Here is a 16,997-nt window from a genome sequence, read left to right on the forward strand (position 1 = left end):
ACGATGGAGCCCTATCAGCTCCTTAGATTCCTCTACGGCCTCTTCCTTGGCGGCCTGCTCGTCTTCGCAGGCCTGCTCACATATCACTACAGAAACGAACCAAACTATGTCATAGGCTTCCGCATCGGCTACACCTTCCTCTCGCGGGAAGCCTGGAGGAAGGCCAACGCCTTCGGCGGGATAGCCCTAACCCTTCTTGGGGTCGTGACAATAGCCCTAAGCCCGTTCCTAAGCACTACCTGGCTGATAGTCGTTCTTCTCCTTGGAATCACGGTAATCTTGGGGGTTGCCTACCTGCTCGCAAAGGAAGCCTACGAGAAGGAAGAACTCAGTGAAGAAGCCCTGGAAAAGCCTGAAAAGATTATAGAACCGCCCGATATAAGAAAGTACCTTTACGCCCAGATAACCATGATAACAGCCTATCTCCCCCTTCTTGGTAAAGCTCCCTGGGAACTGCTCCTGATAATGTTATTCATGCTCTTCATGACGTTTTTCTCAGGAAAACCGCTCGTCCTCCAGATTTCACCGCGTTTCACAGATAAGCTGGCAAAGGCCAGTGCTGAGTTCATGACATTTCTGACGTTCCTCTGCTTTATGTCTGGAGTGCTAACCTTTTTTGGGGCCGGAACAGGGGTTGGGGTTCTCTTTGCCCTGATATCAATCCCCATTATGTTCATTGAAATGTTCCGCTTCCTGCTGAGGGCTGGGGAAGAGGGGTATGAGTAGTCAGCTCTCAAAGGCTTTTAACTCTTCAGGCTTCCGACGGATTTAAATAACTTTATGTATTATTGGCTGTGGTGATACCATGTCACTGGAGGAGCTCTACCGCTACCTTCGTTGGAGAATGGATCCTGATGATGAACGGGCAGTTGGGAGGTTCTGGAGGATAGTGAAGGTCTTCGAGTTCATGGAGGGGCTCCTGCCAGAAGAGCCCAGAGTGCTCGACCTCTGCGCCGGCACGGGGATTGCTGGGACCGCTGCTGCTAGAGCCACTAATGCCCCGCTGCTGACGGTTCTGGACGCAAGGAAGGAGGACCTTGAGAAGGCCAGGAAGTGGCTCGAGATAGCTGAGATAAGCCCTGAGCTCAGACTCGTCACCGGGGATGTGAGAGAAGTTTCAAAGCTCGTAGGAGAGCACGATCTGGCCGTACTCTGGGGACTCACAATGCCGCACTTCGATCCCTTCGATGCGGTGAGAATATTCGCAAACGTCGCCCTGAGCCTGAGCGAAGACGGAGTTTTCGTTATGGAGGAAACTGACAGGGTCTACGGAATCCTCTACCAGATAGGCTACAAGGACTTCCTTGTTGAATCCAAAACGGAAGACTACACTCTGATTTCGGTTCACGAGGGCTACAACCTCAAGAGGGGCACCTTCAGGAGGACGTACTACAAGCTACCGGGCTTCGAGAAGATCACCGAAGAGGAGCATAGGCTCTGGGATCTCGCTTCCCAGCTGGCCATCGGGAGCATCTTTTTCAGGGAATGGAAGCTCATCACAAGAAACGAGCATGGGATCAACGGTGTTTCCCACCTGCTCTACTTCAGAAGACCAAGGAAGAACACCGCTAGGGAGGTACTCGCTGATTTTTGATCCTCTGTTTTTCATTCAGCGCTCAGCTTTGAACTTTATCTCGACTATCTGGTTCGTGTTCCCGTTCTTCACTACGAGGTAGCAGTTCTCACCCGGCACATCAAAATCGAGTTTGACTTCTGTCACGTTCTCCCAACTGCGGACGACCTCACTCTTTTCAAGGCTCTCAAAGTATCCAGAGTCCGATACAACGACGTAGGCCGAGAACGGGTTCTCTGCCCGTATGTAGCCAGTGACGTGAGTGTCAGCTGGGATAAACTCAGCTTGTATCTTGTCAGAACAAAGATAGCTCTTCTGGTAGACATAGTTGGCCGGGAAGAGTTCAGCCTGCACTGCGAAGCCAATCACCAAGGTGACCATGAGTGCAAGCCCTATGAAGATTGAGCTTCTCATTTTAAGCACCAGTTATTATTTGTGACCTTATTTCTTAAAACCCTTTCGAAAAAAGCCTCCAAAACTGAAACGGAGGGCTGTGGAGAGGTTTTTATGAAATTTATCCAACGAAAATGGTTGGTCATTGTAGGTTATGAAAACCACAACCGTAATGTTTAAGGATTCTGCAACATCGCTGATGACCATCCAAGATATCGCCCTCGGAGAGTGAGACATTTACATAACATCCAAGAAAAGATAAAGGGAAATTATCACAGGAGGTAGAACTCAGGCCGTCTGTCCTTGAATATGTCGTTGAGCTCGTTGAGCCTCTTGTCCCTGGTGAGGTTCAGGTCAATCTCGACGACACCAATCTCTTCCTTATCCTCACTTCCCACCGCCAAAACTTCGGCCTTTGGTGAGGCTATTGTGCTTTTGCCTATGAACTTAAGACCCCGCTCCTCGCCTATGCGATTAGCGGTTATAGTGTAAACACGGTTCTCCAAGGCCCTGATTGGCATGGCCCTCGGTGCGTAGGGCATGACAAGGTTACTCGGATGAGCTATTATCTCCGCCCCCTTCAGAGCGAGTGTTCTTGCCGATTCTGGGAAAAACCAGTCAAAGCATATCATAACTCCGACCTTTGCGATGCCGATGTTGAAAACGTGGAAGCCGAGGTTTCCGGGCTCGAAGAAGAACTTCTCGTGGTAGAAGAGGTGAACCTTGCGGTACTTTCCGATGTAGCCCCAGCCTATCGGGCCAACTATTACAGCGGAATTGTAGAGCCTTCCTTTCTCATCTTTCTCTGCAGTTCCCGCGACGATGAAGACCTCAAGATCCTTGGCGAGCTCAACAAGAAACTCAGTGGTTTCTCCGTCAGGAATCTGGCCGGCGACGCTCTCCACCTCATCCCTGCTCTCAAAGTTGTAGCCGGTGTCGAAGAGCTCAGGGAGAACCACCAGCTTCGCTCCTTCCTTGGCGGCCTCTTTTATAAGCCTCTCCGCTTTGGAGTAGTTCTTCTCGAGCTCTAAAAGCTTTGGCTCCATCTGGACGTAGGCGACCCTCATACTACCACCGTGGGATTTTATCCGGAGAAGTAGATAAGGTTAGTGGAGAAGTGTTTCAAACTTGAAAACAGTCATATTTAATCTACTCCAGCTTACAAGACCAATCTAGACAGTTGCTATATAGTTGACAAAGCATTCAGCCTGAAGACCCATAATAGACCACAGATAAAATATAAAAGCCCCACACATGCTGGAAAAATTGGAAAGCAAGAACCCATCCTCTATCGGCTTTTCGAGCAGGTTAGAGCGTTGGTGCATCTTTTCGACCGTCCAAAGGGAGTTAACCTTTCCCCACGGAAAAGCTTAAAAAGGAGCCGCTGGAGCTAAGGGTGGAGTTAGAGCTCAGGGGTGATGCTCATGAAGAGGAGACCGAGGAAGTGGAAGAAGAAGGGAAGGATGAGGTGGAAGTGGATCAAGAAGAGGATCAGGCGCCTCAAGAGGCAGCGCAGGAAGGAGCGCGGACTCATCTGACGCCCTTCCATTCATTTTCTATTGCTTCCTTTTTGGTGGTGCTATGGACTCTTTTGAAGCCTTTGAAAGACTCTCACTGGAAATTGAAACTTCACGTGGAAGAACTCTTCTCATGGCAGACTCACATATAGGATTCGAGCTTTCCCGCGGGCTGAGGGTAAAGACGCATTTCGAGGAGAGACTGGCCCAGTTCATAGTCGAGAAGGACCCGGACCTGCTGGTTCTTCTGGGGGACGTTAAGGAGCCAATAGGAATGAGCTTCACCATGAAAAGACTCTTAATGGGCTTCTTTTCTGAGCTGAGGGAAATTCCGACTATTATAACCAAGGGCAACCATGACGGAAGAATAGAGGAAGTTGCCGAAAAGTTTCCGAACGTTGAGGTCAGGGAACACATCCTGGCCGACGATATACTCCTTCTACACGGCCATACAAATCTGCCGGAGGTAGAGTTCAGCGAGGCATATCTCGGCCACATTCATCCCGCATACACTTTCAAATCCGGAGGGGTAGCTAGGAAAACCAAGATTTTCCTCAGGGTTGGAAGGTTCCTCATTCTACCTTCGGTGAACCCGTTCATTGAGGGCTTCGACGTGAGGGAAGGTATAAAGATGGTGCCCTTCCTGAAAGACACCAAGAGTGGAAAAGCTTTTCTACCAGAAGGAATCTACGTGGGCGAGGTTCCCTTCAGATAGGCAAGCTTTATTAATGTGTATGAAGATAATGTTTCATAGGTAGGATGAAAGTACATCAGGTGGTGTGAAATGAGCGACGTCTATGAGAAGCTCGAGGCGCTGCTGCGCTCACTGGGGCTCAAGAGGACGGAGCTGAGGATATACAGACTCCTTCTTGAGAAGAGCGAACCTATGAGGATAACCGAAATCCAGAGAGAATTGGGCATAAGCGAGCGCTCAGTCAGAGAGCACGTACTGAGCCTTTATCGCAAAGGCATCCTCAGGAGGAGACTGATAGAGCAGGGCTGGCTCGGCTACGTCTACACCGCCGTGACCCCAAGTGAGGTTCTCGAACACATTAAAGAGAACCTTGTAAAGAGAATAAACGAGCTGGAAAAAGAGCTGAAGAGCTCCTCAGGCCAGAGGAACTAGAGGAGCTCAATGACTCCCGTTTTTTCGAGCACACCGATCAGCTTCTCGAGCTTTTCCCTATCCACCTCTCCGAACTCCTCTTCTAAAGCTTCAAAGGATTCTTCCTTCGGCAGAATCTCGCCAAGCATCAGAAGCTCATGGAGGTGGACGAGAATCTTCCTGTCCTTGGTTAGTTCCTTGAACTCCTCGTAGGCCCCCTTATCCACTTCCTTAATCAGCTCACTGGATACTCTTCCCTTCTTGACCCACCTGAGCCACGGCATCCTCTCGAACTCGTGGCCGCTCTCGATCCCGAGGAAGCGCGAATCCCTAGCGAGGCCAGTCATGACAAGCCGCTCTATTCTCTCCGTGTCTCTGTCTCTACCCAGCTCTCCTAGGTACTTCATGGCATAGCCCCTAGCGAAGCGCTGGAGCTCCTCCTTTTCTGCCTTTGCTAAGGCGAGGGCAGCAGCGAGAACAGCCCTTCCGATGACTTCAATGCTCGTCTTGCTCACCTTATCCACCGTATCCTCGCTGGAGTGGTAGAAGCGGTCAGGCCAGGTTATAGGCATAACCGAAGGAATCCCGAAGAAGTTGAAGACGTCGTGGTCACTGCCCATCTCATAGGGGTATGACTTGAGCTTCAGCCTCGGCATCGGGCTGCCAGAGAAGCTCTTTCCAGCCCCGTTGGACAGCTCGAGGAAGTATTCCAGAACACCGGAAACTATAGAAAATCTCGAAGCCGGCGTTCTGACTAGCATCACCGTCGAGCCTGCCCTGTCCTCGCTCCCGGCAACCATATCGAGGTTTATGACAGCATAGTACTTGTCAAGCTTGGCGTACTTCTCGATGAAGGCCTGGGTTCCGTAGTACTCGGGTATCCAAAGGAAGGCAAAGCCAAAGCGGAAGGAGTCATTGTATAGGCCGTTCAGAACCCTCGCGAGCTCTATGAGCATCGCGCTTCCGCTGGCGTTGTCGTTGGCTCCAGGCTTCGGGTGACAGATGTGGGCGGTGAAGAGTATGAAAGGAGGCTTACCTATCTCGGCGTAGAGGATTGGGAGAACCTGACGCTCGTTTATCTGGGTCTCGACCTCTATTTTCGCTTTAACTGTTTCTCCCGAATTCAGTTTGTTTATGACCCTCTTGGCGAGGCTCTCTGAAACTGCAACGGCAGGGATCCTTGCCCATTCGAGTTCACCCTTCGTGAGGAAAAGGCCAATGTAGGGGATTGCATCCCCGGTTCCCTCACGGTAAGCTATGAAAGCCCTAGCACCAGTCTCGTTGGCCTTTTTGTAGGCCTCACGCCATTCCTTTCCGACGAGAACTATCTTTCCCTCCACTTTTTCCCAGTCCTCTTCCCGGACTATGTGAACCACTTCCCCCTCTGCCTCTCCGCTTGGGGAGTGAGCCATCACAACCAGAGGACTCACCGAAGTCGTGAGAACCTTTCCAAGGAGCTCAACCTTTCCATAGACCAAATCCCAGGCTATCGGCGACTTCAATGTTAGATACCAGCTCTTTCCATCGTAAAACTCCTCAAAGAGCTGGGCGTTAACTCCCCAGATCCTAAGCTCCTCCTTAATGAACCTCACTGCCTCGGGGAGCTCCTTCGAGCCCTGTATCCTGTGGAACTGGCTTATCTCGGCTATGTAGTGGAGAACGTTCGTCGAGTCAAAAACCTCAGTTTCCTTCAGAAAGCGTCTCATATTAATCCCCCAACGGGAGAATAAATCTGGGTATATTTAAGGTTGTCCGGAAAAGAACAAAGAATCAGCCCCAAGTAACGTGCCTGTTCACAAGGAAGCGGACTATGAAAGAGACCACAATGCCGACCATGTTCGCCAGCAGGTAGTGCATCCCGAGGAGAACCAGACCAGCGTAAATTATCCACTGAACGACTGCTCCTGTCAGCGCTGCCAGGTGAAAGCTCAAGAGACGGAGATAAAGCGGTCTCGTCTTAAGATCCCTAAAAGTCCAGAGGTCGTTCCAGGTAAAGTTGTTGAGTATGGCCAGCTCCGTGGCCGGAATGTTGGCCAGTATCTTGTCCCAGCCGAGCTTGGAGACAAAGAACCACAGAAATCCCTGGTTCACGAGAACGCCCGAGAGTCCAACTATCATGAACTTGATCAGCCTGTCAAGCTCGCCCTCCCACTTCATGAGCCTGTAAACGTGCTTGAGGTAATTGAGTATTGTCTTTCCACCAAGCTTGCTCTCGCCGGCGTGTCTGAGGCCGAAGGTGAATGGAACTTCAGTAATCTTCTTGTAGTTCCCCTTGATGAGTATCTCCATAAGTATCTTGAAGCCGATGGGGTTGAGCTGGGCGTTTTCGACGACTTCCCTTTTGAGGGCGAAGAAGCCGCTCACGGGATCCTTAACGTCCCTTATCTTCGGCAGAGCAATGCGGCCGATCATTATGGCCCCCTTGGAGATCAGCTTCCTGTACCAGTACCAGTTCTTAACGCCCCCTCCCTTAACGTAGCGGGAGGCTATGACTATGTCCGCGCCGTTCTCGATGGCCTCCAGCAGCCGGGGAATCACCTCCGGCGGATGCTGTAGGTCGGCGTCCATCACGACGAAGACGTCGCCGTTCGCCTCCTTGAAGCCACGGATGACCGCCGAGGAGAGACCCTTCTCCTTCGTCCGGCGGATAACCTTAACTGGATACTTTTCGGCGAGCTTCTGGGCGAATTCCCAGGTTTTATCAGGAGAATCGTCATCAACAACGATAATTTCATAATCGTAATCAGCAAGGGCCTTGCTTATTCTCTCGAAGAGCTCCTCAAGGTTGTCGCACTCGTTGTACGTTGGTACTATCACCGAGACCTTCATGTTCTCCACTCCTCCACCCTGTACACCAAACTACTCCGTAAACTTTATAAGTCCTGCGAGTCCCCTTATCAGCGGGCATGGGGCCGTGGGGTAGCTTGGCCTATCCTTCCGGCTTCGGGAGCCGGGGACCCGAGTTCAAATCTCGGCGGCCCCACCATAGGAAACTTTTGTCAAGCAAAAGTTTCATTAGGTTTGTGGCTCTTCTTAATGAGCGCCTTGGAGAGTCGTGATTACCTCAAATACGGGGGGATTATTGAGGTAAATCTTCCTCAAATCAAAGCCTTAACTTTGAGTTTAACTCCTATCGACGCCCTCCTGGCTCTTTTTATAAAGAGTCCATTACCTGCTCCAGAGCCCATAAATGGATTTCGCTATTATTAAAAGCAGCTCTGACAATAATCACATCCCTGAATCCACCACTCCAAAAGAATTCTAAAACGCTCGTTTTTAGAGGAGTTTAATCTTCAACCAGCAATCTTGTATTGTTTTACTCTTCTCAAGGCGTCCAAAGGACGCCAGAATAAAATAATGAAACTATTCCCAAGAGCCTGTTTTTGGAGTTAAACCACGTATTCATAAGCATTTCCGGAGTGTACGCTTTAATTCCCGCTCCTTGTGGGAGAAAGGGACTCTTTTGGCCAGGCTTTTTCAAAAGCTTGCTGGCGCAAAGTTCCATCAAAGCTTGTATGTCTCTTTTAAATTGCCAATTCTCACGCGGTTTATTCGTTAACAGGCCATTTTATAGTGTTTTGCTCTAACACGGCACCCGAATGGTACCAAAAGGAAATAGAAACAACTTGAAAATATCAAAGCCTAAACAGAACCCAATCAGTGATTTGTCACTTTAGAAAGACATACAAACTCTTCCCAGATAGACCGAACAGGAACATAAGACTATTGGAAGTCTATGGTCAGCACTTTGTTCGTCCAAAGGTTATAAAGGGTAAAATTTATAAATCCCGCCCTGAACCTATCAACGGGCACAGCCCCGTGGTGTAGCGGCCAAGCATGCGGGACTCTGGATCCCGCGACCGGGGTTCGAATCCCCGCGGGGCTACCATCCAACTGGGCTCCAGACCTCGAACCCCATCCCTTTACTGCTTTCCAAAGTTTCTTCTTCAACCCGCATGTTGTACCACAAAACGTATTTTGTGGCGGGCATTCAGCATTCTGGGATTTGGCCTTTTGGATCCTTATCCGATAAAATACAGTCATTTTTATGTCTGATAGAATCTTTATCAAAATATTGAATATTCTCCAGCGATCCAGGAATTCGCCATTTCAAAAAACAACAAAAAAGACTTTCTTTAACAATTTCTCGAAGATGAATGGCCCTTTTTACTATAACAGACATAAAAGCAGAGAAAATTCGAAAATAAGACTTTTTAGGAACGTTTAAATAACATGAGAGACAATATACATTATAGTGTTACAAACTAGTTGCCTAATATGGAGGTGGAAAAATGAACAGCATTACCGACCTTGGGAATGAGATCCTAAGCCTACTCGAGGTTCACGGTTCACTAAGTGTAGCGTTCCTAACAAGATTCCTCAATGAGAGAGGAGTATTCTGCACGAGGCAGAAGGTGGAGAGAACGCTCAGAAAGATGACGGAACAGAGGAAAGTAGAGGCCTTCTACACCAATGGAAACAAGAGAAAGCACTACCGCGTGAGGTGATACTATGGGTACGACCGCTATGATACTGGGGAACGACAGGAGGATGCTCCTGATAGAGTTCCTTCAGAGACAGGGCGGAAAGGCTGAGCTCAGAGATTTAGTGGAATACATAGCCGAGAAAGAAGGTGACACTGACCGGAGACACAGAAAAAGCGTTTACGTCAGCCTGGTGCAGACGCACCTCCCGAAGCTCGAGAGAGATGGAGTAGTTACCTTCGACCGTGGAGTTATTACGCTCCTGAAGATTCCGGACAATGTCACTGTTTATATGGAGCTTATCAAGAAGAACGACATAAGCTGGAGCACTTTCTACATGGGGGCCTCCATAATATTCATAATCACTGGATGGTACCTGAGCAGCATTCCCCTACTTCTCGCAGCCCTAGTATATCTCGGCATGAGCATCGTGCATCGCGGGAAGATCAAGAGGATGTTTTGAGTGTTAGAAGCGATAACCTGCCTCTTCTAATCCAAAAACAATGTTTCATTGGGGGTAATGGGAGGTTACCGCCTGGTAACTAAGAATTTACTATATAGGTGAAAGACCCAGTTAGTAATTAAGTGCCCCGATGATGCCCTCGCTAGGGACACCAATGTTTGAACAGTTTTGGAGGAAAAACCATGAAGAAAATTTTAGCCCTTGGTATGCTTGGGCTGATGATCGTGGCGGCTTTTGCTTTAGGCACGAGCGCGACCTTCAGGGACTATCGGGCACAGAGGAGCACGCATATCGCGGTTGTAACCGACGATAACGAGCTCATCGATCTGACCCCAGTCCAGCCTTACGCATACATCAACGATGGAGGACAGTTGGTTATCGACTTCTCTGAGAACAACCCCAACTGGCCGGGACATAACGACCCGGACTGGTCTGATAAAAACGGTATTCCCATCAGGGGAATCGGCCTGAGCCCACAGTCAAGATACAACTTTGACCATGTGTTCAACGTCAGCAACCACCTTTGGGAAGGAAAAGTTATTCTGGTGAGGATCATCTCGTCAGACGCTGGGAAAGTATCATTCTACGACCCATACGAGAACATGCGCTCAACTAACACCGGCAGCACTCCCTATAACTCAGACACATCTGCTGGAGACGTTTGCTTCTACCTTGCGCCTGGAGAGGCTCTTGGAGTTGGCATGGAGCTTGTAGCCCCGAACACACTCGGTAGCTACGATGTGGACATAACCATCATGGCATGGCCCGCAGACAACGCACCAATAGAGTGCACAGCACCATACCCGGAGGGTGGTTGAAATGAAAAAGATCATAGGACTTTTCGCACTGATAGCAGGACTTCTGATAGCAGTTGCAGCCAGCAGTGCAAACTTCGCTTACTTTGAAGCCGATAGGAACGTACACATCCAGGTTGTCCCTGACGACAACGAGCTCATCGACTTGAGACCAATCCAGCCCTACGCGTACATCACCGAGAACGGGATGCTCGTGATTGACCTCAGCCACAACAACGAAAATTGGCACGAGGGCTTTGGTGAGGGCGTCAGCCCGAACAGCACCTACATCTTCGAAGAGGTTTTTGGCATAAGCAACGATCTCTGGGAAGGAACCCCTATATGCATGCACCTGACCTACAGCGGCAGCGGCGGAGTTAGCTTCTTTGAGGGCGACTACACCGGCCAAAATGGGGAAACTACCTTTGATGTAACCATCATGCCAGGAGAGGTTGTCAGGATCGGAATGATTATTGACAGCACCGATATGGATGCCGGTAACAACATCGACGGTCAGATACAGTTCTATGCCGAGGCCGGGACCTGCAACAACATATCGTGAATGTAAAGTTTCTTTCTGGAGCCTTTGCTCCTTTTAAATATTTTTTAGGAGGAAGAAAATGAGAACAATAACCAATATCTTTGTTGGCATTGGAATAATCATTTTCCTGATCATGGGGCTTGAGGGCATGTATCCCTCTGAGCCCATAACCGTTGCTTACGCTACTCCAGATGGGGACAACGTCTCAATAGAAAACCCGCTTCCTCCGTATGCGTATTCAAGCGATGGTATTATTGTGGTGGATATAAGTCCTAACAATCCATTCTATCCAGGATGGGGAGATGGGCTCAGTGTTAACAGTATATACGTTTTTGAAGATGTTTTCCTGATTGAAAACAATCAGAGTGAGACAGGTTACAATGAGATATGTGTGAGAATAAGCTCGAATTCTCCTGAGATAGGCTTCTTCTTAAGGAGCTTTAATGGAAACTGGAGCGAAGTTGTTGAGGCGACCATTCTAGCCAACGAAAGCATTGGAGTCGGAATGAGTATCGATACCCACGGACTTCCTCTTGAAGACTACAGTGATGAGATATCAATTGAGGCGTGGGGAGGAAGTTGCAGATGAAGTCTCTAGCCGAATACGCTCTCCTCAGCATCATCGGGATTCTGGTAATAGGTTCTCTCGTTGGAGCTCTCTTCGACAGACCAGTTTTTATGTCATACGCTTATTCAAACAGCATGACGCCAACGATAGACAAAGGTGACGTCTTCTTCATAAATCCTCTCGCTACCAACCCCGATGTTGGGGATGTTATAGTCTTTCGGACCGGAAACACATGGACGGTTCACAGAGTCGTCGCCATAACGGACGATGGATACATAACTAAGGGAGATAACAACATTGCAACAGACCAGCAGAGCCATAGCGTTCTCCCTATAACCCGGAACAAGATAGGAGGAACTGTTGTAACAGTTAATGGAAAAGTTATAACGATCCCAGAGATAGGAAACTACCTCGAAACCGGCCTCACAGAGGGAAGCAAACTTCTCATCAGTGGGATGCTGATTATCATAGGAGCCATAGCCTTCACGGGAGGGAAAGCTTCGAAAAACAGAAAAGGGAAAAAGTTCTTCACTATAAAGTTCAAGACCCCCTACCTGCTTGCTTCAGCATTTCTACTTATTATGATAGCCGTTTCCACCTTTATATCCTGGGAGGCAATTTCAGTAGACTACGCTGTAACTTCAGCGGGGGGATTAAGGGAAGACTGGTACCTGCCAGGTCAAGAGTTCCAACGCGAACTGACCGTCAAGAACTACAACTTCTATCCGATGGCATACTACGTCTCCGCAAGTGTCCCGGTGGTGAACGTCTCTAATAAGGAGTTCAAACTTGGAAGCGGGGAGGAACAGAGCCTAGCTGTAGTCCTCAAGGCTCCCAAGACGACCTCATTGTACTCAACCAAAGTCAAAGTCAACGCCTATCTACCCATTCTGCCCGCTTCTGTGATGGGGACACTGTACCGCATCCATCCAGTGGTCCCACTTCTGGCGATTCTGGTCGAGGTATCTATATTCCTGGGGATGCTGTACTTGGTATCGGGCATAGGGAACGAGGAGGCAATTAGAATCAGAAAGAGAAGGAACTCTACCCTAAGAGGGATCGCGGAGGTGTTTAAGAGATGAAGAGTATTTTCTCAGTGATACTGACATTTGCTCTAGCGTCGTTGATTCTCATGGGTTCAAGTGGAACGTTCGTGAGTTTTGATGCAACTAGGGAAGTGAGGGTCAATGTAGTACCCCACGAAGAAGAATACATAGGTTTTCTGTGCGAGGATGATTACGCCGCCATTGTAGAGGTAGATGTTAACAGCGAAACGGACTTTGACGCACTGACCGTCAGGAACTACCTGAACGAAATGAAAGACGTTTGGATATGGCTCCAGCCGGACTATTCCAACCTTCCAAGCGAGGTTGACATGTTTGTAGAAACAGAAAACGGCGTCGAGAGGATGATAGCCCCGGAAGATGAATACACGTTCAGCGGCCACGTAACCGTCGGCGATATTGAACCTGGAGAGTACGTCATACCAATCACGATGTACGCCCACTGGGAAGGCGGAGACGCAATTATATCGACCTGTCCCATAAAGCTCATCATTACGAGCGGTCCGACGATAGAGAAGGAGCTTCTGAGTGGGGATTTAGTGGTGCCCACCCACACCTACGAGGAGTGGACTTTCCGCATCACAGTAACCAGTCCAGGAGCGGCAAGGAACCTGACGATAAAAGACGTCATTCCTGGAGAATTTGAGATAAAGAACATCTCGCCGAGTACGGGAAGCTACTACGTCATTCAGCACGGTGCCTCCCACCACATCTACTGGGATGTGAAGGTGGAAGCCGATGGAAGTGAGTACCTTGACGTTACCATCTACACCAAACTCAATCCCGCAGGCATTCAAGAATTCACCTCCTGTGGAGATTACATACTGAACGATGGTGCAGAGATAAAAGGCTACGACATCACGAGTGATGGAATAACTGTCACAGCAGAGTGTGGAGGCGACGACTGATGGCAGCGTAACGCTGACTCCGATGCTCGATAGAGGGACACTCGTAATCTTGAGCGTCCATCTTGAAGGTGGAGAAACCGTCTACTTGACCCTGCATAAGCACACGGATGGTATATCCGTCCACCATTGCCACGAGATGGCGGTCGAGCTCATCAGCTCACCACTCACCATAAGTCGAGGAATGCGGATGGATGAGGGGAAGACTCCATAGACATCCTTGTGGTTTACTCGTGCTGTTGCAACTGTTGTGATGGCGGAAATGGAGTTGAATTTGATTTGAATACAGTTTGATGAGGAGATTGTGAAGATGAAGAAGGAAAAAATACTAGGATTTGTTATGAGGAAGGAAGTGCTGGGCGTGTTCCTAGTGCTGTTCCTCATTTTTGGGTTTTACTCCGTAAAGCTCATGAGCGCACACCCATACGTGGTGAGCACTGAAAACCTTGGTAATTACGAGGCGGAGGGAACTCTTAAACACGCTGCTTATTTAGAGCCCAACGAGCTCTACGGCTACCTAGTTACCATGGATAACTATCCAATATCACTGGTTGACAGGTTTTTGCTGAGGTACACCTACAGCTCACAGCCGGCACTGAGTAGCGGAACTTATCGTGTTACCGGAACGGTTGAGTACTACGTTAACAAGGGGAACGAAAAGGTCGTCCTGTGGGACGAAACACTCTTCGACGAGAAAGGCCAGCTTCAGGACGGAGGATTCACCATTGAGTACGTGCTGAACATGGAAGAGCTGGACGACATGAGCGCCCGAATATCCGAGGAGTTGGGTATAAAGAGGCTGAAGAAGAGGGTTACGATAACTGCGAATGTCACAGGCATAGGAACGGTCTATGGGAAGGAGATAAAGGAGAGCTTCAACCACGAAGTGGAGCTCATTAAGGACCCCACCGCGGGGCTGTACTACTTCACAGAGGCGAGCAAGGCGGAGAAGAGAACCCTGACCGAAACGGTTAGGGAAGAAGCCAGTGCCAGCGTTCTGGGAATAACGAGCAACGTTGGAACGGCGAAGACCGTTACCACAGTACTGGCACTGCTGATGCTCGTTCCACTGCTCGGATACGTTTACACTGCCAGAGCACCCAAAGACGAGATGGCAAAGATACGGCCGTACATCGTTAAGGGTTCACCCGGAACGGTTCAAAAAAATATCGTCCTGAGGACTCCCAAGGACCTGGAGACGACGTTCGAGCTGCTGGACAAGCCGATACTGCACTATATAGATGGTGAGGAAGAGGTCTACGCAATAATAGACGACGGCATCTCCTACGAGTACAGGAAACCCCTGCCCAAAGAGGAGAAGAAGGGCAACTGAAGCCCTTTCCTTCTCCCCACTGCTTTTTTCTCGGTTTCACAACCAACAACTTTAAAAGCCCTATCCGAAAGCCTAACCTAGAAGTTCTACAAGGAGTAAGAGGTGGTAAGGATGAACCCGTTCCACGAGCTTGAGCCCGGACCGGAGGTTCCAGAGGTCGTTTACGCTCTTATAGAAATTCCGAAGGGAAGCAGGAACAAGTACGAGCTCGACAAGAAGACCGGCCTTCTCAAGCTTGATAGAGTGCTCTACAGCCCGTTCTTCTACCCGGTTGACTACGGAATCATCCCGCAGACCTGGTACGACGACGGCGACCCCTTCGACATAATGGTCATCATGCGCGAGCCGGTCTACCCGCTCACCATCGTCGAGGCTAGGCCGATAGGCATCATGAAGATGGAGGACAGCGGAGACAAGGACTGGAAGGTTCTCGCCGTTCCCGTCGAGGACCCGTACTTCAACGACTGGAAGGACATCGACGACGTTCCGAAGGCCTTCCTTGACGAGATAGCCCACTTCTTCCAGAGGTACAAGGAGCTCCAGGGCAAAGTCACCACCGTTGAAGGCTGGGGCAACGCCGAGGAGGCCAAGAGGGAAATCCTCAGGGCCATCGAGATGTACAAAGAGAAGTTCGGTAAGAAGGAGTGATTTCTTTCCTCTTATTTCCTTCACCAAGGAGGTAAAGGCATGTACAAGCTCCTGAAGATTAAGGATGTTGTAAGGATTCCCCCCCGGATGTTCACCATGGATCCCAAGGAGGCGGCAAAGATAGTCCTCAGGGAAACTTACGAGGGTATCTACGACAGGGATGAAGGGGTTATTTTAGCCGTCATGGACGTTGAAGAGATAAGCCAGGGTGTCGTCGTTCCCGGCGATGGCGCAACCTACCACGAGGTTGTCTTCGACGTCCTCGTCTGGAAGCCCGAGATGCACGAGGTTGTTGAGGGAGAGGTTATAGACGTCGCTCCCTACGGAGCCTTCATAAGGATCGGTCCGATGGACGGTCTCGTTCACATCTCACAGCTTATGGACGATTACGTAGTCTTCGACGAGAAGAACAAGCAGTTCCTCGGTAAGGAGACCAAGAGAATCCTCAAGCTTGGAGACGAGGTCAAAGCGAGAATTATAGCGATAAGCATTAAGAGCCGCGTTATCAGGGAGAATAAGATAGGCCTCACCATGCGCCAGCCCGGCCTTGGCAAGTCCGACTGGATAGCTAAGGAGAAGCGCAAGGAGGAGGCTGAAGAGGCATGAAGGAGCGCGCCTGCAGGCACTGCCACTACATAACCACGGAAGACCGCTGCCCTGTCTGCGGCAGCAGGGATCTGAGCGACGAGTGGTTCGACCTTGTCATAATCACTGAACCCGAGAAGTCGAAAATAGCCCAGAAGCTGGGCGTCAAAGTCCCAGGAAAGTACGCCATAAGGGTTAGATGATGTTCCACTTCAAGCTAACCCCCGAGCTCAGGAAGGAGTTAAAGGATCCCCTCGGGAAGCTCATCCGGGGGGAGATACCTAAGCCATACCTCAGGATTAGGGAGGAGCTTGAAAGGGCCAGGCACGTCGTCACCGTCGGCGACGTTGTTACAGAAAACGTCCTCAGGCTCGGGATAAAGCCGAGCCTGGCCATCTACGATCATAAAACTAAAAGGCAGGAATACAGTCCGGACATTGAGAGCGATGCGGTCATAATGACCGTGCAGAATCCGCCCGGAACAATAACGAAAGCTTTATTAAACGCAATCAAAAAGGGATTTGGACTGGCCGAGAGGGGCAGAAAGGTTTACATAAAGGTGTGCGGGGAGGAAGACCTCGCGGCGATTCCGGCCGTGCTCTACGCCCCCGAGGGCTCGGTGGTGCTCTACGGCCAGCCCGACGAGGGAGTAGTGCTTATAAAGGTAACACCCGAATGCAAGCTCAAGTGCGGGAAGCTCATGTCTAAGATGGAGGTGGTTCGCGATGGAGATTAAGGTTACCGAGATTAAGGAGAACAAGCTCCTCGGAAGAAAGGAGATATACTTCGACGTCATTCACGAGGGTGAGCCAACCCCGAGCAGGAAGGACGTCAAGGGCAAGCTCGTCGCCATGCTCGACCTCGACCCCGAGACTACCGTCCTCCAGTACATAAAGTCCTACTTCGGTAGCAGGGTCAGCAAGGGTTACGCTAAGGCTTATGAGAGCAAGGAGAGGATGCTCTACATAGAGCCCGAATACATCCTTGTTAGGGACGGAATAATAACCAAGGAGGAGGAGTGAAA

21 protein-coding genes and 2 tRNA genes are annotated in these 16,997 nt (G+C 49.8%); 19 read left to right on the plus strand and 4 right to left on the minus strand.

Going from position 1 to position 16,997, the window contains the following annotated elements:
* Nucleotides 1-3 precede the first annotated feature (3 nt).
* A complete protein-coding gene (locus E3E32_RS06415; protein ID WP_167731051.1) occupies nucleotides 4-726 on the plus strand; it encodes an SdpI family protein in 723 nt (240 codons plus the stop codon).
* 79 nt (nucleotides 727-805) lie between these two features.
* Nucleotides 806-1,594, plus strand: a complete 789-nt coding sequence (locus E3E32_RS06420) for a class I SAM-dependent methyltransferase (RefSeq protein WP_167731052.1) — start codon at nucleotides 806-808, stop codon at nucleotides 1,592-1,594.
* Nucleotides 1,595-1,609: 15 nt separating this feature from the next.
* On the opposite strand, the gene E3E32_RS06425 is transcribed toward E3E32_RS06420, so the two are convergent.
* Both E3E32_RS06425 and E3E32_RS06430 read right to left on the minus strand, forming a co-directional pair.
* A complete protein-coding gene (locus E3E32_RS06425; protein WP_167731558.1) occupies nucleotides 1,610-1,987 on the minus strand; it encodes a multidrug transporter in 378 nt (125 codons plus the stop codon).
* A gap of 251 nt (nucleotides 1,988-2,238) precedes the next feature.
* A complete protein-coding gene (locus E3E32_RS06430) occupies nucleotides 2,239-3,033 on the minus strand; it encodes a nitrilase (RefSeq protein ID WP_167731053.1) in 795 nt (264 codons plus the stop codon).
* 514 nt (nucleotides 3,034-3,547) lie between these two features.
* On the opposite strand from E3E32_RS06430, the gene E3E32_RS06435 reads away from it, so the two are divergent.
* Both E3E32_RS06435 and E3E32_RS06440 read left to right on the plus strand, forming a co-directional pair.
* Nucleotides 3,548-4,198: a metallophosphoesterase gene (locus E3E32_RS06435; protein ID WP_167731054.1), complete on the plus strand. Its 651-nt coding sequence runs from the start codon at nucleotides 3,548-3,550 to the stop codon at nucleotides 4,196-4,198.
* Between the two features lie 69 nt (nucleotides 4,199-4,267).
* Nucleotides 4,268-4,609 (plus strand): transcriptional regulator, encoded by a 342-nt coding sequence (locus E3E32_RS06440; RefSeq protein WP_167731055.1) that lies wholly within the window; start codon nucleotides 4,268-4,270, stop codon nucleotides 4,607-4,609.
* Here the strand turns inward: E3E32_RS06440 and E3E32_RS06445 are convergent.
* Nucleotides 4,606-6,294 (minus strand): DUF4910 domain-containing protein, encoded by a 1,689-nt coding sequence (locus E3E32_RS06445; RefSeq protein WP_167731056.1) that lies wholly within the window; start codon nucleotides 6,292-6,294, stop codon nucleotides 4,606-4,608. The two genes, E3E32_RS06440 and E3E32_RS06445, sit on opposite strands and share 4 nt — an antisense overlap.
* Before the next feature lie 64 nt (nucleotides 6,295-6,358).
* The gene (locus E3E32_RS06450; RefSeq protein ID WP_167731559.1) at nucleotides 6,359-7,417 is read right to left on the minus strand and encodes a glycosyltransferase; all 1,059 of its coding nucleotides are present in this window, start codon (nucleotides 7,415-7,417) and stop codon (nucleotides 6,359-6,361) included.
* 79 nt (nucleotides 7,418-7,496) lie between these two features.
* Between E3E32_RS06450 and E3E32_RS06455 the strand changes: the two genes are divergently transcribed.
* The 15 genes from E3E32_RS06455 to E3E32_RS06525 all read left to right on the plus strand — a co-directional run bounded on the left by E3E32_RS06455 (nucleotide 7,497) and on the right by E3E32_RS06525 (nucleotide 16,995).
* Nucleotides 7,497-7,574: transfer RNA gene (locus E3E32_RS06455), tRNA-Pro, on the plus strand.
* An 827-nt stretch (nucleotides 7,575-8,401) separates the two neighbouring features.
* Nucleotides 8,402-8,477, plus strand: a tRNA-Gln gene (locus E3E32_RS06460).
* Nucleotides 8,478-8,880: 403 nt separating this feature from the next.
* The gene (locus E3E32_RS06465) at nucleotides 8,881-9,096 is read left to right on the plus strand and encodes a hypothetical protein (RefSeq protein ID WP_167731057.1); all 216 of its coding nucleotides are present in this window, start codon (nucleotides 8,881-8,883) and stop codon (nucleotides 9,094-9,096) included.
* 4 nt (nucleotides 9,097-9,100) lie between these two features.
* Nucleotides 9,101-9,535 (plus strand): hypothetical protein, encoded by a 435-nt coding sequence (locus E3E32_RS06470; protein ID WP_167731058.1) that lies wholly within the window; start codon nucleotides 9,101-9,103, stop codon nucleotides 9,533-9,535.
* Between the two features lie 182 nt (nucleotides 9,536-9,717).
* Nucleotides 9,718-10,353 (plus strand): DUF1102 domain-containing protein, encoded by a 636-nt coding sequence (locus E3E32_RS06475; RefSeq protein ID WP_167731560.1) that lies wholly within the window; start codon nucleotides 9,718-9,720, stop codon nucleotides 10,351-10,353.
* A 1-nt stretch (nucleotide 10,354) separates the two neighbouring features.
* Nucleotides 10,355-10,891 carry a DUF1102 domain-containing protein gene (locus E3E32_RS06480; RefSeq protein WP_167731059.1) on the plus strand — a complete coding sequence of 179 codons (537 nt, stop codon included), beginning with the start codon at nucleotides 10,355-10,357 and terminating at the stop codon, nucleotides 10,889-10,891.
* Nucleotides 10,892-10,949: 58 nt separating this feature from the next.
* Nucleotides 10,950-11,459 carry a DUF1102 domain-containing protein gene (locus E3E32_RS06485; RefSeq protein ID WP_167731060.1) on the plus strand — a complete coding sequence of 170 codons (510 nt, stop codon included), beginning with the start codon at nucleotides 10,950-10,952 and terminating at the stop codon, nucleotides 11,457-11,459.
* Entirely contained in the window at nucleotides 11,456-12,520 is a 1,065-nt protein-coding gene (locus E3E32_RS06490; protein ID WP_167731061.1) for a signal peptidase I, read from the plus strand. Before E3E32_RS06485 ends, E3E32_RS06490 begins: the two co-directional genes overlap by 4 nt.
* Entirely contained in the window at nucleotides 12,517-13,410 is an 894-nt protein-coding gene (locus E3E32_RS06495; protein WP_167731062.1) for a hypothetical protein, read from the plus strand. Before E3E32_RS06490 ends, E3E32_RS06495 begins: the two co-directional genes overlap by 4 nt.
* Nucleotides 13,411-13,717: 307 nt before the next feature.
* Nucleotides 13,718-14,740, plus strand: coding sequence for a DUF5305 family protein (locus E3E32_RS06500; protein WP_167731561.1), 1,023 nt, complete (start codon nucleotides 13,718-13,720; stop codon nucleotides 14,738-14,740).
* A gap of 111 nt (nucleotides 14,741-14,851) precedes the next feature.
* Nucleotides 14,852-15,388 (plus strand): inorganic diphosphatase, encoded by a 537-nt coding sequence (locus tag E3E32_RS06505; protein WP_167711930.1) that lies wholly within the window; start codon nucleotides 14,852-14,854, stop codon nucleotides 15,386-15,388.
* Nucleotides 15,389-15,427: 39 nt separating this feature from the next.
* Entirely contained in the window at nucleotides 15,428-15,994 is a 567-nt protein-coding gene (locus E3E32_RS06510) for a DNA-directed RNA polymerase (protein WP_012572876.1), read from the plus strand.
* A complete protein-coding gene (gene spt4 / locus E3E32_RS06515; protein WP_012572875.1) occupies nucleotides 15,991-16,176 on the plus strand; it encodes a transcription elongation factor subunit Spt4 in 186 nt (61 codons plus the stop codon). Before E3E32_RS06510 ends, spt4 begins: the two co-directional genes overlap by 4 nt.
* A complete protein-coding gene (locus tag E3E32_RS06520) occupies nucleotides 16,176-16,709 on the plus strand; it encodes a GTP-dependent dephospho-CoA kinase (RefSeq protein ID WP_167731063.1) in 534 nt (177 codons plus the stop codon). Before spt4 ends, E3E32_RS06520 begins: the two co-directional genes overlap by 1 nt.
* Nucleotides 16,699-16,995, plus strand: a complete 297-nt coding sequence (locus E3E32_RS06525; protein ID WP_012572873.1) for a 30S ribosomal protein S24e — start codon at nucleotides 16,699-16,701, stop codon at nucleotides 16,993-16,995. Before E3E32_RS06520 ends, E3E32_RS06525 begins: the two co-directional genes overlap by 11 nt.
* Nucleotides 16,996-16,997 lie beyond the last annotated feature (2 nt).

This window comes from Thermococcus sp. GR6 (assembly GCF_012027415.1).
GTDB lineage: Archaea > Methanobacteriota_B > Thermococci > Thermococcales > Thermococcaceae > Thermococcus > Thermococcus onnurineus.

Excerpts from the sequence above, each read along its gene's own strand:
- E3E32_RS06415 (WP_167731051.1), top strand. The coding sequence starts at position 4 with ATGGAGCCCTATCAGCTCCTTAGATTCCTCTACGGCCTCTTCCTTGGC.
- E3E32_RS06420 (WP_167731052.1), top strand. The coding sequence starts at position 806 with ATGTCACTGGAGGAGCTCTACCGCTACCTTCGTTGGAGAATGGATCCT.
- E3E32_RS06425 (WP_167731558.1), bottom strand. The coding sequence starts at position 1,987 with ATGAGAAGCTCAATCTTCATAGGGCTTGCACTCATGGTCACCTTGGTG.
- E3E32_RS06430 (WP_167731053.1), bottom strand. The coding sequence starts at position 3,033 with ATGAGGGTCGCCTACGTCCAGATGGAGCCAAAGCTTTTAGAGCTCGAG.
- E3E32_RS06435 (WP_167731054.1), top strand. The coding sequence starts at position 3,548 with ATGGACTCTTTTGAAGCCTTTGAAAGACTCTCACTGGAAATTGAAACT.
- E3E32_RS06440 (WP_167731055.1), top strand. The coding sequence starts at position 4,268 with ATGAGCGACGTCTATGAGAAGCTCGAGGCGCTGCTGCGCTCACTGGGG.
- E3E32_RS06445 (WP_167731056.1), bottom strand. The coding sequence starts at position 6,294 with ATGAGACGCTTTCTGAAGGAAACTGAGGTTTTTGACTCGACGAACGTT.
- E3E32_RS06450 (WP_167731559.1), bottom strand. The coding sequence starts at position 7,417 with ATGAAGGTCTCGGTGATAGTACCAACGTACAACGAGTGCGACAACCTT.
- E3E32_RS06465 (WP_167731057.1), top strand. The coding sequence starts at position 8,881 with ATGAACAGCATTACCGACCTTGGGAATGAGATCCTAAGCCTACTCGAG.
- E3E32_RS06470 (WP_167731058.1), top strand. The coding sequence starts at position 9,101 with ATGGGTACGACCGCTATGATACTGGGGAACGACAGGAGGATGCTCCTG.
- E3E32_RS06475 (WP_167731560.1), top strand. The coding sequence starts at position 9,718 with ATGAAGAAAATTTTAGCCCTTGGTATGCTTGGGCTGATGATCGTGGCG.
- E3E32_RS06480 (WP_167731059.1), top strand. The coding sequence starts at position 10,355 with ATGAAAAAGATCATAGGACTTTTCGCACTGATAGCAGGACTTCTGATA.
- E3E32_RS06485 (WP_167731060.1), top strand. The coding sequence starts at position 10,950 with ATGAGAACAATAACCAATATCTTTGTTGGCATTGGAATAATCATTTTC.
- E3E32_RS06490 (WP_167731061.1), top strand. The coding sequence starts at position 11,456 with ATGAAGTCTCTAGCCGAATACGCTCTCCTCAGCATCATCGGGATTCTG.
- E3E32_RS06495 (WP_167731062.1), top strand. The coding sequence starts at position 12,517 with ATGAAGAGTATTTTCTCAGTGATACTGACATTTGCTCTAGCGTCGTTG.
- E3E32_RS06500 (WP_167731561.1), top strand. The coding sequence starts at position 13,718 with ATGAAGAAGGAAAAAATACTAGGATTTGTTATGAGGAAGGAAGTGCTG.
- E3E32_RS06505 (WP_167711930.1), top strand. The coding sequence starts at position 14,852 with ATGAACCCGTTCCACGAGCTTGAGCCCGGACCGGAGGTTCCAGAGGTC.
- E3E32_RS06510 (WP_012572876.1), top strand. The coding sequence starts at position 15,428 with ATGTACAAGCTCCTGAAGATTAAGGATGTTGTAAGGATTCCCCCCCGG.
- spt4 (WP_012572875.1), top strand. The coding sequence starts at position 15,991 with ATGAAGGAGCGCGCCTGCAGGCACTGCCACTACATAACCACGGAAGAC.
- E3E32_RS06520 (WP_167731063.1), top strand. The coding sequence starts at position 16,176 with ATGTTCCACTTCAAGCTAACCCCCGAGCTCAGGAAGGAGTTAAAGGAT.
- E3E32_RS06525 (WP_012572873.1), top strand. The coding sequence starts at position 16,699 with ATGGAGATTAAGGTTACCGAGATTAAGGAGAACAAGCTCCTCGGAAGA.